Below are 12,355 nucleotides of genomic sequence, written 5' to 3'. Positions count from 1 at the left end.
GTTTGTCGAGAACTACACTCGCAGGACGCTTTATGAAAAGGAAGTATCGGAAGGATACCAAGAAGATGCCGATCATCTATTACTGACAGATGATGTTTCAGCAGCCATGTTACTACTGATTGGGCAGTGGTATGACAATCGAGAAGGTGTGATTACGGTAAGCTCGTTTTCAACTCAACCATTTGCAGTGGAAGCGTTATTGCAGCCTTATCGAATTTACGGTGTGTAGGAGGTTGTATGCAAGCTGGTCGCCTAAGGCACAAGGTTAAATTTCAGCGTAACGCACCCATTAAATTACCTTCAGGGCAACTTAAAAAAGAGTGGGTTGATATCGCTTCAGTGCGGTGCGAAGTAAAACATCTTTCTGGTCGTGAACTGATATCCGCTAATGCTGAAATGTCAGAGGTTACTGTTAGAGTGTGGATGCGTTATCGACCCGACATTAACAGTACCTGCAGAATGGTTTGGTGTGAGCAAATTTATGACATTCAGTCAGTCATCCCTGATGAGAAATTGACTCGATTAGAATTGCTATGCAAACAAGGAGTTAAACAATCATGAATTTGGATTTCTCCGATCTACTCGACTTATCAAGAGAGTTAGATGTTTTAAGTCGAGCTGAAAGTCATCAAGCGATGCGAAAAGCAACCAATGCGGCCGCAACGTTATTACGTGATGAAATCAGAACGTCCGCACCACGAAAGACGGGAAAATTAGCACGAAATATAGTGACCCGTAATCACAGAATGCGCAATAAAGGTGAGGTTTCTTCGGGCGTTTATGTTCGAGGGAGTAACGCTTCAGGCACAAACAGTGATACATCCATGAAAAGTGATCATCCTAACAATGCCTTTTATTGGCGCTTTCTTGAAGAGGGCACTTCTAAAATGGCGCCGAGGCCTTTTGTTCGTCCTACTTTTGATCGTGAATCGGATAAGGCAGCCAATTTAGCCATTAGCGAATTAAATAGAGCGATTGATGAGGCGCTAGGAAAATGACAGAGGCTGATATCTACGCAATTTTATCACCCGTATTACCTGATAAAGTTTTTCCGTGTGTTGTTCCACAATCAAGCCCTGCAATAACAGCGCCTTGGTGTGTCTTCTCTTTGTACGATATCAAAGGCGATGTACTGAAGGGGCAAGCCGAAACGATGACGAATATTCAGGTTGATGTTTATGCCGATACGATTGATGAGGCGAGAACGCTTCGCTTGTTATTTGCTAATGCCTTAACAAAATTAAGTCCTGTTGAAATTTCAGAGAAACAAGACTACGAGCCAGATACAGGATTGTTTAGAGCAACATTTGAGTGCCAATTTTGGCAATAGCATCGCCTTATTATTCACACTAAAGCCACCTTCGGGTGGTTTTTTTATGCCAATAGGAAATGATCATGTCTAGTAAATATGAAAAAACACAAGGCACTAAAATCAGTGTCTCGAAATTACCCGCAACAGAAGTTAACCCAGCTGATGCGGTATTTTTAGGAATTTCTTGTTCAACAAAAGAAATCAGTTATACCGGTGGGCAGAAATCAGATATTGATGTCACCACGCTCTGCTCTGAGGAGCAAGAAGTTACCAATGGATTATCCGCACCTGCAGAATTCACCATTAATGGTAATTTCACCGATGATGAAGGACAAGAAACATTACGTACCGCGTATGAAAATGATGAAGTTCATGCCTTTAAAGTGGAGTTCCCTTCGGGGATTGGCTATGCCTTTTTAGCCGAGGTACGTCAAAACAGTTGGAGTGTTTCTACTTCGGGTGTGGTTTCAGCTTCATTTACCCTACGTTTAAAAGGTAAATCTAAGCCGATTAAAAACGGGACTGTTAATTTAAATAAAGGTAGCGAATAACCATGAAAAAACCGTCATTAAAATCACTGGCTTTAAGTGAAAAGAACGCTTTTCGCACAAAGAAAGTGAATGTTGCTGAATGGGAAAATGCGGTTGTTATGCTTCGTGAACCGTCATCACCTGCATGGATGAAGTGGCGTGAAATTATTCATCATGATAATGCTGAAGATGAACATTCGTTATCTGACATTGAAATTGCACAACGTAATTTACGTGCCGATGTTGTGATGTTTATTGATGTGTTGCGTGATGAAAACGGGGAGGTCGTTTTTGATGAATCAGACATCAACGATGTGATGGCTATTTATGGCCCTGTACATTCTCGTTTATTAAAACAAGCGCTCGATTTAACTATTTCGGTCGATGATGCAGAAAAAAAGTAGCCCAGCCTGATACTTTCTTTTTAATGACACTGGCGCTCCGCATGGGGCGCACTCTTGATGAACTCACTCGCCAAATGAGCTTGAGTGAACTTCGGATGTGGATGGCTTTTGATCGCATTAATCCCATCGGTGATATTCGTAGTGATATTCAAACAGCACATCTCGTTTCTTCTATTTATCACTCTCAAGGCGGTAAATGCACGCTTTCTGATGTGCTTTTACGGTGGGACCCCAAAGCAACCCAAGAAAGTGATGATAGTTCTAATGGGTTAGAGAATTTCTTTCAGTCTATTTCAGAAAATTAATTATTTTTGCGAGGATAAAATGGCAAAACTGCGTGAACTGATTATTAAAATTTCTGCTAATTCTTCCTCGTTTCAATCTGAAATAGCGCGGGCTTCGCGTATGGGAGAAAACTATTATCGGATCATTGAGCAAGGCGGGCGACGCGCCAGTGGTGCATCTCGTGAAATGCAACGCGCTATCCATGATCTAAATGGTGAATTATCGTCCATTAAAAATACCGTGTCAGGCGTTGCGGGTGCATTTGCAGGGGCTTTTGCAACACAGCAACTTATCAATTATGCAGACATATGGAGTCAACTCAGTGGTCGATTAAAATTAGCGTCTACGTCGATGGAAGATTTTAAACAAGCACAGCAAGAGTTAATGACGCTGAGCCAACGAACAGGCACATCCATTGCAGCGAATACGAATCTATACAGCCGTGTTGCACAATCCATGCGTGATGCGGGTTATGCCTCAAGTGATGTTGCGAAAGTAACCGAAACCATTGCAACTTCATTAAAACTCTCTGGCGCCAGCGCTGAAGAAACCAGTTCTGTTATTACACAGCTAAGTCAAGCATTAGGCTCGGGTGTTCTTCGCGGTGAAGAATTTAATGCCGTTATGGAAAATGGTGGGCGATTAGCAAAAATGCTGGCTGATGGTATGGGGACGACGATTGGTGGCCTGCGTGAAATGTCGCAAAGTGGACTACTCACGATGGATAAAATTGTTCCTATCCTGACAAATACGCAACAGTTACGAGCCGAATTTGAGCAATTACCAGCACGGTAAGTGGGTCTGCACAGAAGATTGAAAATGCGTTCATGGCATGGATTGGCAATGTTAATGAAACATCAGGTGCTACTCGCACACTATCAACCGCAATGGAGGGGATTGCGAACAATATTGATGGTATAGCCTCTGTTTCTGGTGTGTTAATTGGTCTAGGTCTGGCGCGTTATTTTGGCGGGCTGACAACGAGTGTGGCGAATGCAACCATTGGGGTTGCGCGTGCAACAAAAAGTGAAATAGCACATGCTCAAGCTCAATTGCAAGGTATCAAAATATCAACGGCTAGAGCAAGGGCGGCAGTCTATCGTGCTCAACAGGCAAGGTTAGCAGCACAAAGTGTTGAGCAACAAGCATTGGCTGAACGTCGCTTAGCTTCCGCACAAGGAACATTAAACCGGAATATTTCAGCTAGACGCACAGCACAAGAAAACCTTAATAGAGTAACTTCGGTTGGAACACGTCTTCTTGGTGGTGCAATGGGGTTAATTGGTGGGGTTCCTGGTCTCGTAATGGCGGGCGCGACTGCTTGGTATATTATGCATCAGCGCCAGCAAGATGCGAGAAGATCTGCCCTTGAGTATGCTAATACGTTAGATACTCTCAAAGAACGTATGCCCAACATGACTCTATCGCAGTCGCATGATGAGTCAAAAAATATAAAGAAAAACGCTTGAAGTTCAAATTGAGGAATACGAAAAGCAACTTGCTAAAATCAAAAACATGGAGCGTGGCATAGTAAGTGCTCAACGTGAAGTGGAGAATTTGCCTGAAGGTGTAGCAAGAGAAAGATTACAATGGCGTATAAAGGAAACTGTATCTGCATTAGCCGCTGAAACTCAGCGGTTGTATCAAATGGAACAAGAGAAAGAAAAAACGACAAGCGCATTAAATGCGGTAGACAGCCAGCGAAATTTTCTTATACGTCAACAGGACTTAGAGCAAAATAAAACCCATCAATCACTGCTATTAATGAATGCCGAGCAAACCAAATTCAATCAAATTATGAATATTGGTAATAATGTTTTAGCGACTCGACAGGCATTAGTTAATATTCCAATGCGCATTCCCAATGCAACATTGACTGATAAACAGCAGGCGTTAATAGATAATTCAGAGAGAAATAAGACTCTATCTTCATTATCGGGTGAGGACAAAATAGTCAAACAAGCTGAGTTTTCTGCTGATGATGTTGGGTTATTAAATACACCAGAATTTGCTGATGCTAGAAGAAAATATATTGAAAATCAGGTAGACGCATACAGGAGTCAGCAAAAGCTAAATGAATCTCTTAAAACGGGGAGGGCAACACAAAGCGCCTACGAAAAGGCGCAAAAAGAAGCTGAAAGAACCGCAGAACAATATGAGCGGAAGATTGCAGATTTAAGTGTAGCAACAGAGGTTCAGAAGGTTAGGGCTTCACAAGGCGAAAAAGCCGCTTCTCTTTATGCAGCATCACATGAAAATGGGGCTAAATGGACTGATAAGCAAAGAGAAGCGATTGAACGTTCATCTGTCGCTCTCGCAGAATGGACGCAAAAAGCTGATGATGCCGTGAAAAAGCATCGTGATATGGAAGAGGCTCGTAAAAAACTGCAAGAAGCCGCAGTCAAATTTAACGATGAAGCTACGTTAGCGACTCAAACCAATAGCATGAGTTCAAGAGAAAAAAGCTACTTTGAAGAAAGCCAGCAAATAGACCGTATCTACAATGAATCTGCGAAGAAAACAGAAGATATTGAAGCCAGATCTAAAGCATTAGATGCATTAGATCTTAAGTATCGAAATATAGCGCTCGCTGAATCTGACTGGACCGCAGGTATAACGCGAGGAATGAAAGATTGGGTTCAAGAAAGCGGTAACTACGCTACTCAAACAGCTTCTGTTGTTCAAAATGCAATGGGAGGAATGGTTGATACTATTAGCGATAAATTAAATGGTAATAAAGCCAGCTGGAAAGATTGGTCTGTTAGCGTGTTGAAATCTATTCAGAATGTACTCATTAATGCGGCAATAGTGAATAGCCTGAATACAATGGCCGGTGCTGGTGGTTGGATGGGCGCTGTTGGTGGATTTTTAGGTGGTGTTGCTCATGCTAAAGGTGGGGTACATAGTTCAGAAAGTCTAGGTTCTTATAGTAATCAGATCGTTAGCTCACCCACTTATTTTGCCTTTGCTAAGGGGGGCGCGCCTAATCTCGGACTCATGGGTGAGGCAGGGAGTGAGGCTATAATGCCATTAACTCGAACTGCAGATGGCAACTTAGGGGTTAGAGTTGTTGGTGGTAATAATCAGGGCGCTCCTTCAGCACCTCAGGTTTACATTACCATTGATGGTAACGGTAATTCAGAAACTCAATCAACGAATGGATTCGAGCAGTTTGGTGCGGAGATTGGCCGATTTGTTGATAGTCGTTACCGAGAGTTAATGTCTAAAGATATTAGGCCGGGTGGTTTAATTTGGAATGCAACTCGAGGAGGCCGTTAAAAATGGAAACATTCACTTGGTGTCCACGTATAAACCCGACTGAAGATGTCTCTTACAACACAAGGAAAGTCAAGTTTGGGGATGGTTATGAACAAGTTTCTGGCAATGGTTTAAATTCACGTAGTCAGAAATGGGCAATGGAGTTTGTGGGTGATGATAATTACATTTCAGCTATCCGTCACTTTATTGATAAACACGCAGGAATAAAGTCATTTTTCTGGAAACCGCCTCTTGAGCCACTTGGATTGTATCGTTGTGATGAACACAAACTCATTCCGAACGGTGCAGGAAATTACACCCTTTCTTTGGTTTTTATTCAGGCATTTAAATCATGATCACAGCCGATTATCAAAAATTAGAGCCGGGCAATACTGTCCGGCTTTTTGAAGTTGATGGTACAGAATTTGGTGTTCCTAATATTCTGAGATTCCATGCATACAATATTCCTATCACGGAAGAGGAAATGCAAAAGGCTAAAGGAGAAATAGAGGCTAAGTCCATTTGGTGGCAAGGGAATGAATATGGGGCATGGCCAGTTCAAATAGAAGGGTTAGAGTCCTCTACAACGGGATCTAGCGCTAATCCTAAACTATCAGTGGCTAATTTAGATAGCTCAATAACCGCATTATGTCTGCATTATGATGATATGTTGAAAGCAAAAGTGATTATTCACGATACACTTTCTCATTATCTCGATGCAGAAAATTTTAGTGATGGGAATGCTTCTGCAGATCCTACCCAAGAGCGAGTATCTGTCTTTTATATTGATAGTAAAAGTGCAGAAACAAATGAATTTGTTGAATTTACACTGGCGAGTCCAATGGATTTACAAGGTGTGATGATACCCACTCGGCAACTACATTCAATGTGTACATGGTGTTTACGAGGGCAATATAAATCGGGAGATGGGTGTGATTATGCAGGGCAAAATGGTTATTTTGATAAACAGGGTAATCCTGTTGACGATCCATCACTAGATAAGTGCAGTGGTTTATTGAAAACGGGGTGTGTGCCTCGATTCGGTAAGAATAATCCTCTTCCTTTTGGTGGTTTTGTCGGAACCTCATTGTTACGGAAATAATAATGATGCAAAAGAAAATACGAGAGGCGATATTTTCTCATGCAAAAAAGGAATATCCCAAAGAAGCATGTGGCGTTATCGTACAAAAATACAGAGTAAAGACGTATTTACCTTGTGTAAATGTAGCTACAACACCTCAAGAGCACTTCGTTATTTCTCCCCAAGAATATGCATTATGTGAAGACCAAGGCGTCGTTATTGGTATTGTTCATAGTCATCCAGATGCTACGACTCAGCCTTCTGAGTTAGATCAGGCTCAATGTGATGCACTGGGTATCCCTTGGTATATTGTCAGTTACCCTGAAGGGGATTTTCGTGAAATTCTTCCTCGAGGCGAACTTCCTCTTATTGGCCGTCCATTTGTGCTTGGTTTTACGGATTGTTGGGGGCTAATAATGAGTTATTTTAAGCAAACACATAATATTGTATTACCTGATTATCGTGTTGATTATCCATGGTGGGAGCGAGGTGAAGATCGCTATATGGATAATTGGCAAGAAGCGGGATTTGTGAAAGTAGAAGGTGAACCACAAGCAGGCGATATGGTTGTTATGCAGGTTCAATCTAATGTTGCAAATCATGCCGGTATTATTCTGGATGATGGTATGTTGTTGCATCACCTTTATGGGAGATTAAGCCAACGAGTTCCTTATGGTGGTTATTGGCGAGATAGAACGGTTATTATTTTAAGAATTAATAAAAGTCTACATGAAGAGGGTTTATCGTGAAAAATCTATTATCATTTTTAATTATGACATTATTGGCACTACCTAGTTTTGTGTATGCACAAAAACAATCTGATGATAAAAAAAATTGACTATCGTCCATTAACTCAAGAAGAAGAAATAACAATCAAAGCATGGGTATCCAATGGGTTAAAAGATGGGGGAAAGCGCGAAATTCAAATTAAGCGAAAGAGTCATCTCTATTAATAATGAGCCTGAATATATATATTGCGGGTTAGTTAACGCAAAAAATTCTTATGGAGCATATTCTGGTTGGGTTGTTTTTAAAAGTTTTGTAACTAAAAATGCTTACAATAAATTAATTGCACTTTACGGACGTAGGGCAAAAAATGGGCGTAGATCCAGCTATGCAAATAGGTGATGGTAAATTTTATGAACAGGTATTATTTGACACCTGTACATCTAAAGGATATTTCAAAGGAAACTATTTAAACGAAGATTTAATAGGAAGAAAGTAAGGAAGATATAACCTTATATTTCTTATGCCTACCCGCCAAGTGCGGGGTTTTTTTTTATGGGAGTTTTTTATGCAAGAAGAAAAAAATGGTAACAATAGAGTTAAGCGGAATATTAGGAAAAACATTTGGTAAAACTCATCAGCGCATAATTACGACAACATCAGAAGCAATCAGAGCACTTTGCTGTACCTTAAATGGGTTTGAACAGTATTTAAATACCAGTAAATCACGAGGATTAACATACGCCGTATTTAAAGGGAAAAAGAATATTGGTGTTGATGATCTTAATTTTCCAATATCAGAAGAAATTATTCGTATCGTTCCCATTGTGATGGGGAGCAAAAGAGGTGGTGTTTTTCAGACTATTTTTGGTGCCGTCCTTGTTGCTGCAGCTATATGGCTACCTTGGGGATCAGCATTATGGGCCAGTAACCTTTTATTTGCTGTTGGCGCATCAGTAGCTATCGGCGGTGTTATTCAAATGCTTTCACCTCAACCGAAAGGTCTTGCAATGCAAGATCAGGGTGAAAACAAACCTTCGTATGCATTTGGCTCTCCTACTAATACTGTTTCTCAAGGTTACCCTGTGCCAGTGCTTTATGGCGAAAGAACTATTGGTGGTGCCATCATTTCCGCAGGTATTTATGTAGAAGATCAGCAATAAGTCTATTTGGAATAATCTAATGAGAAAAACAATTCACGGTCAAAAAGGGGGCGGTGGTAGTCCTCGTGTGCCTGTTGAGCAACCTGATGATTTGCAATCTATTGCTAAAGCAAAGTTACTCATTGCCTTGGGTGAGGGAGAATTTGCCGGAGAGTTAACAGCACAAAATATCTTTCTTGATGGCACACCGTTAGAAGACACTGAAGGAAATGCAAATTTTAGTGGTGTAACGTGGGATTTTAGATCAGGCACACAAGCACAGACTTACATTCAAGGATTACCTAGCGCTGAAAATGAAATCAATGTTGGCTCAACGATTTCGAGTAAAACACCATGGGTTCACACATTTACCAATTCACAATTATCGGCTATTCGGATTCGTCTAAAGTGGCCCTCATTATTCAAGCAAGAAGATAATGGGGATCTGGTGGGTAATGAAGTTAAATACGCCATTGATTTACAAACCGACGGTGGTAGTTGGAAAACTATTATTGACAGTGCCGTGAAAGGAAAAACGACTTCGGGTTATGAGCGCGCGCATCGAATTGATTTACCTGAGTCGAAAACATCATGGTCACTACGTGTTAGAAAGGTATCTAATGATGCTAATAGCAGTAAAATCGGTGATACGGTTGTTTTGCAAAGTTACACTGAAGTCATTGATGCTAAATTCACCTATCCTCATACAGCGTTACTTTATATTGAATTCGACTCTAAACAATTCAACGGCTCTATTCCGCAAATAACGTGCAAACCGAAAGGGCGCATAATCAGAATACCCTCAAATTACAATCCTATTGATCGCACCTACACGGGCGTGTGGGATGGTTCCTTTAAATGGGCATGGACCAATAATCCTGCATGGGTTTTCTACGACATTGTTATCTCCGATAGATTTGGTCTTGGACAACGAATAAATCAACAACAGATAGATAAATGGGAGTTATACCGTATAGCGCAGTATTGTGATCAATTGGTACCCGATGGAAAAGGTGGTGATGGTACCGAACCTCGTTATGTCTGTGATGTTTATGTGCAAGATAGAAATGAAGCGTATAACGTGCTACGTGATTTTGCAGCCATCTTTCGAGGGATGACCTATTGGGGTGGCGGTCAAATTGTAACATTAGCGGATATGCCTCGTGATATCGATTATAGCTATACCCGAGCTAATGTGATTGATGGAAAATTTATTTATTCAAGCAGTAGCAGTAAAGAAAAGTATTCCACTGCATTGGTTTCGTATTCAGATCCGCAAAATGGATATGCTGATGCAATGGAGCCAGTGTTTGAACCTGATTTAGTTTCTCGGTTTGGGTTTAATCAATTGGAGGTTACGGCAATTGGTTGCACCCGACAAAGTGAAGCCAACAGAAAAGGGCGCTGGGGAATACTGACAAACAATAAAGACAGAATGGTGACATTCTCTGTCGGGTTAGATGGGAACATTCCGCAACCCGGTTACATTATCGCTGTTGCTGATGAACTGTTGTCAGGAAAAGTCACTGGTGGTCGAGTGAGTGCCATCGATGGCAGAAATATCACGTTAGACCGTGTTTCAAGTGCTGTGAGTGGTGATCGATTAATTCTCAATCTTCCTTCAGGGCAATCGCAAGCAAGAACGATACAAGCAGTATCGGGAAAAGTGATCACTGTTACAACGGAATACAGTGAGACACCAGAGACAGAATGTGTGTGGGTTGTTGAATCAGAAGAACTGTATGCGCAACAATATCGCGTTGTTAGTGTTACAGAAAATGAATCTAATCAATTTACTATTACCGCCATTCAGCATGATCCCAATAAATATGAACATGTTGATTCTGGTGCGTTGATTGATGAAAGGCCTATTAGCGTTATTCCTCCTAATAATCAGCAAGCTCCGAAAAACATTATCATTGATTCTTATTCAATGGTCAGTCAAGGCGTTAGCTTTGAAACAATGCGAGCACAGTGGCCACAAGTTGAAAACGCAATCTCTTATGAAGCGCAATGGCGTAGAAACGAAGGTAATTGGGTCAATATGCCTCGCAGTTCCATTAACTCTATTGAAGTTCCTAATGTTTATTCTGGTCGATATTTAGTCCGCGTTCGAGCCATTAATGCCTCTGAGATCTCAAGCGGGTGGGGATATTCTGAAGAAAAAACGTTAACCGGAAAAATGGGTAACCCACCAAAACCGGTTAACTTTAGAGTGTCACCATTAGTCTTTGGTATTAAGTTAGACTGGGAATTTGGTGAGAACACCAGTGATACGTTAAAAACTGAAATCCAGTACAGCAAAACCAATGATGGCGAAGGTCTGATGCTGCTATCTGATGTTCCATATCCATCTAAAACGTATGAAATGGCAGGTTTGTCAGCAAGTGTGGCATTTTATTTTAGAGCAAGGCTGGTGGATAAAACAGGCAATCAATCTGAGTGGACTGAGTTTATTCGCGGGGAATCGGAGTTTGATGTAGGAACGATATTGCCAGAGCTTGATGGGCATTTCATGTCATTTGAAGCCGGTCAGCAACTTGATAAACGCTTGGATTGGAATGCTGAGACAGCGCTTATTCTTAGTAACGCTGACTCTCAACTATCACGTAGTTTGTTAGTGAAGCACGGTCAGTCACAAGCTGGAATCAAAGAGCTATGGCAAGTTCGTGCAACGGATAATGAAGCATGGGCGCAAGAAGTTAAAGAAATTTACTCTGCGGTTGGTGATAACACGTCTGCAATTAAAGAGACTCAAACGTCAATTACTGAGCTAAATAAGGCTTTCGGTCAAACAACTACGGAGATCCGCACAGAGTTAAAAACAACTAACCAAAATTTAGCTAACACAGATAAAGAAGTCGGTCGCATTCGTGCTGATGTTATGACGAATAAAGAGGCAATATCTGAAACAAATAAAGCTATGGCTAAATCAGAGGCGCAAGTGCAAGCTCAATTTGGCAAACAGCAGGGCATGATTAACCAAAAAATGCAGGCTGAATTTAGCCAATCAGGCGATGGTGTTGTCACTCATTCCATCAATATCACGATTGTTCATAACGGCACTAAATACAATGCAGCAGGTCAGGTCATTAGTGCTCAGGTTAAGAATGGAAAACTGGAATCATTCTTTGGTTACAACGCAAATAACTTTGCTTGGTATAACCCTGCAAATGGCAAGATGGAATTATTCATGTATGCCAAGAATGGGCAATTGTTTATGCGTGAGGCCTTTATTAACGAGGCATGGCTTAATTCCGTTGTTGTTACCGAATATATTAAATCTGGTGATTATGTACCCGGTAAGGATGGTTTTTTGATTGACGGTAAAACTAGCAATATTGAAATGAATAAAGGAACGTTCGGGGTGAATTAGATATAGGGACAAATAAAACGGGTGCGCATACTGTTATCACCAATGAACGGATTGCGGTTTACGGTGCTCAAGGAGAAATTAGGATTGAAATAGGAAAAATAGAAGGGAGATAACCATGTATGGTGTTTATGTTAAACCAGATATAGGCAACGAATATTATTTAGATGCTGATGATAATCAGGTTATGGGGTATTTAGGTTCAGCAAAAATAGGGTGGTACAATAACCATTTCTACCCAATA

The 12,355-nt window shown here is 41.0% G+C and carries 16 protein-coding genes; all 16 read left to right on the top strand.

The window, feature by feature from the left end:
• Positions 1 to 229 (top strand): head-tail connector protein (locus tag BHE89_RS22835; RefSeq protein ID WP_141008356.1); only part of this gene is annotated, 229 nt, incomplete at its 5' end.
• 8 nt (positions 230 to 237) lie between these two features.
• Positions 238 to 561 (top strand): phage head closure protein, encoded by a 324-nt coding sequence (locus tag BHE89_RS22830; protein ID WP_069367005.1) that lies wholly within the window; start codon positions 238 to 240, stop codon positions 559 to 561.
• Complete coding sequence (locus tag BHE89_RS22825; RefSeq protein ID WP_069367004.1) at positions 558 to 998, top strand: HK97-gp10 family putative phage morphogenesis protein; 441 nt, start codon at positions 558 to 560, stop codon at positions 996 to 998. The genes BHE89_RS22830 and BHE89_RS22825 overlap by 4 nt, the downstream gene beginning before the upstream one ends.
• On the top strand, positions 995 to 1,330 hold the full coding sequence (locus BHE89_RS22820) for a hypothetical protein (RefSeq protein ID WP_069367003.1): 336 nt from the start codon (positions 995 to 997) through the stop codon (positions 1,328 to 1,330). Before BHE89_RS22825 ends, BHE89_RS22820 begins: the two co-directional genes overlap by 4 nt.
• Before the next feature lie 65 nt (positions 1,331 to 1,395).
• Positions 1,396 to 1,863, top strand: a complete 468-nt coding sequence (locus tag BHE89_RS22815; RefSeq protein ID WP_069367002.1) for a phage tail tube protein — start codon at positions 1,396 to 1,398, stop codon at positions 1,861 to 1,863.
• A gap of 2 nt (positions 1,864 to 1,865) precedes the next feature.
• Entirely contained in the window at positions 1,866 to 2,246 is a 381-nt protein-coding gene (locus tag BHE89_RS22810) for a phage tail assembly chaperone (RefSeq protein WP_023582506.1), read from the top strand.
• A 41-nt stretch (positions 2,247 to 2,287) separates the two neighbouring features.
• The gene (locus tag BHE89_RS22805) at positions 2,288 to 2,551 is read left to right on the top strand and encodes a phage tail assembly protein T (protein ID WP_234566641.1); all 264 of its coding nucleotides are present in this window, start codon (positions 2,288 to 2,290) and stop codon (positions 2,549 to 2,551) included.
• A gap of 19 nt (positions 2,552 to 2,570) precedes the next feature.
• A complete protein-coding gene (locus BHE89_RS26695) occupies positions 2,571 to 3,326 on the top strand; it encodes a tape measure protein (RefSeq protein ID WP_286146435.1) in 756 nt (251 codons plus the stop codon).
• A 32-nt stretch (positions 3,327 to 3,358) separates the two neighbouring features.
• On the top strand, positions 3,359 to 4,000 hold the full coding sequence (locus BHE89_RS26690; protein ID WP_286146434.1) for a phage tail tape measure protein: 642 nt from the start codon (positions 3,359 to 3,361) through the stop codon (positions 3,998 to 4,000).
• A 46-nt stretch (positions 4,001 to 4,046) separates the two neighbouring features.
• Positions 4,047 to 5,810 carry a phage tail tape measure protein gene (locus tag BHE89_RS26685; RefSeq protein WP_286146433.1) on the top strand — a complete coding sequence of 588 codons (1,764 nt, stop codon included), beginning with the start codon at positions 4,047 to 4,049 and terminating at the stop codon, positions 5,808 to 5,810.
• 2 nt (positions 5,811 to 5,812) lie between these two features.
• Positions 5,813 to 6,145 carry a phage tail protein gene (locus BHE89_RS22795; protein ID WP_069366999.1) on the top strand — a complete coding sequence of 111 codons (333 nt, stop codon included), beginning with the start codon at positions 5,813 to 5,815 and terminating at the stop codon, positions 6,143 to 6,145.
• Complete coding sequence (locus tag BHE89_RS22790; protein ID WP_069366998.1) at positions 6,142 to 6,891, top strand: phage minor tail protein L; 750 nt, start codon at positions 6,142 to 6,144, stop codon at positions 6,889 to 6,891. The genes BHE89_RS22795 and BHE89_RS22790 overlap by 4 nt, the downstream gene beginning before the upstream one ends.
• Positions 6,892 to 6,896: 5 nt before the next feature.
• Positions 6,897 to 7,619, top strand: a complete 723-nt coding sequence (locus tag BHE89_RS22785) for a C40 family peptidase (RefSeq protein ID WP_069367030.1) — start codon at positions 6,897 to 6,899, stop codon at positions 7,617 to 7,619.
• 347 nt (positions 7,620 to 7,966) lie between these two features.
• On the top strand, positions 7,967 to 8,095 hold the full coding sequence (locus BHE89_RS26680; protein ID WP_286146432.1) for a hypothetical protein: 129 nt from the start codon (positions 7,967 to 7,969) through the stop codon (positions 8,093 to 8,095).
• 85 nt (positions 8,096 to 8,180) lie between these two features.
• Complete coding sequence (locus BHE89_RS22780) at positions 8,181 to 8,759, top strand: tail assembly protein (protein WP_052026929.1); 579 nt, start codon at positions 8,181 to 8,183, stop codon at positions 8,757 to 8,759.
• A 19-nt stretch (positions 8,760 to 8,778) separates the two neighbouring features.
• Positions 8,779 to 12,114 (top strand): TipJ family phage tail tip protein, encoded by a 3,336-nt coding sequence (locus BHE89_RS22775; RefSeq protein WP_128860791.1) that lies wholly within the window; start codon positions 8,779 to 8,781, stop codon positions 12,112 to 12,114.
• Positions 12,115 to 12,355 lie beyond the last annotated feature (241 nt).

Source organism: Shigella sp. FC1967 (genome assembly GCF_001743005.1).
GTDB lineage: Bacteria > Pseudomonadota > Gammaproteobacteria > Enterobacterales > Enterobacteriaceae > Proteus.
Note: the sequence above shows the minus strand (reverse complement) of the source record. Positions and strands in the feature narration are given on the sequence as shown.

Bases quoted from the DNA above. Each gene is read 5' to 3' on its own strand.
- BHE89_RS22830 (WP_069367005.1), top strand. From the start codon at position 238: ATGCAAGCTGGTCGCCTAAGGCACAAGGTTAAATTTCAGCGTAACGCA.
- BHE89_RS22825 (WP_069367004.1), top strand. From the start codon at position 558: ATGAATTTGGATTTCTCCGATCTACTCGACTTATCAAGAGAGTTAGAT.
- BHE89_RS22820 (WP_069367003.1), top strand. From the start codon at position 995: ATGACAGAGGCTGATATCTACGCAATTTTATCACCCGTATTACCTGAT.
- BHE89_RS22815 (WP_069367002.1), top strand. From the start codon at position 1,396: ATGTCTAGTAAATATGAAAAAACACAAGGCACTAAAATCAGTGTCTCG.
- BHE89_RS22810 (WP_023582506.1), top strand. From the start codon at position 1,866: ATGAAAAAACCGTCATTAAAATCACTGGCTTTAAGTGAAAAGAACGCT.
- BHE89_RS22805 (WP_234566641.1), top strand. From the start codon at position 2,288: ATGGGGCGCACTCTTGATGAACTCACTCGCCAAATGAGCTTGAGTGAA.
- BHE89_RS26695 (WP_286146435.1), top strand. From the start codon at position 2,571: ATGGCAAAACTGCGTGAACTGATTATTAAAATTTCTGCTAATTCTTCC.
- BHE89_RS26690 (WP_286146434.1), top strand. From the start codon at position 3,359: ATGGCATGGATTGGCAATGTTAATGAAACATCAGGTGCTACTCGCACA.
- BHE89_RS26685 (WP_286146433.1), top strand. From the start codon at position 4,047: ATGGAGCGTGGCATAGTAAGTGCTCAACGTGAAGTGGAGAATTTGCCT.
- BHE89_RS22795 (WP_069366999.1), top strand. From the start codon at position 5,813: ATGGAAACATTCACTTGGTGTCCACGTATAAACCCGACTGAAGATGTC.
- BHE89_RS22790 (WP_069366998.1), top strand. From the start codon at position 6,142: ATGATCACAGCCGATTATCAAAAATTAGAGCCGGGCAATACTGTCCGG.
- BHE89_RS22785 (WP_069367030.1), top strand. From the start codon at position 6,897: ATGCAAAAGAAAATACGAGAGGCGATATTTTCTCATGCAAAAAAGGAA.
- BHE89_RS26680 (WP_286146432.1), top strand. From the start codon at position 7,967: ATGGGCGTAGATCCAGCTATGCAAATAGGTGATGGTAAATTTTATGAA.
- BHE89_RS22780 (WP_052026929.1), top strand. From the start codon at position 8,181: ATGGTAACAATAGAGTTAAGCGGAATATTAGGAAAAACATTTGGTAAA.
- BHE89_RS22775 (WP_128860791.1), top strand. From the start codon at position 8,779: ATGAGAAAAACAATTCACGGTCAAAAAGGGGGCGGTGGTAGTCCTCGT.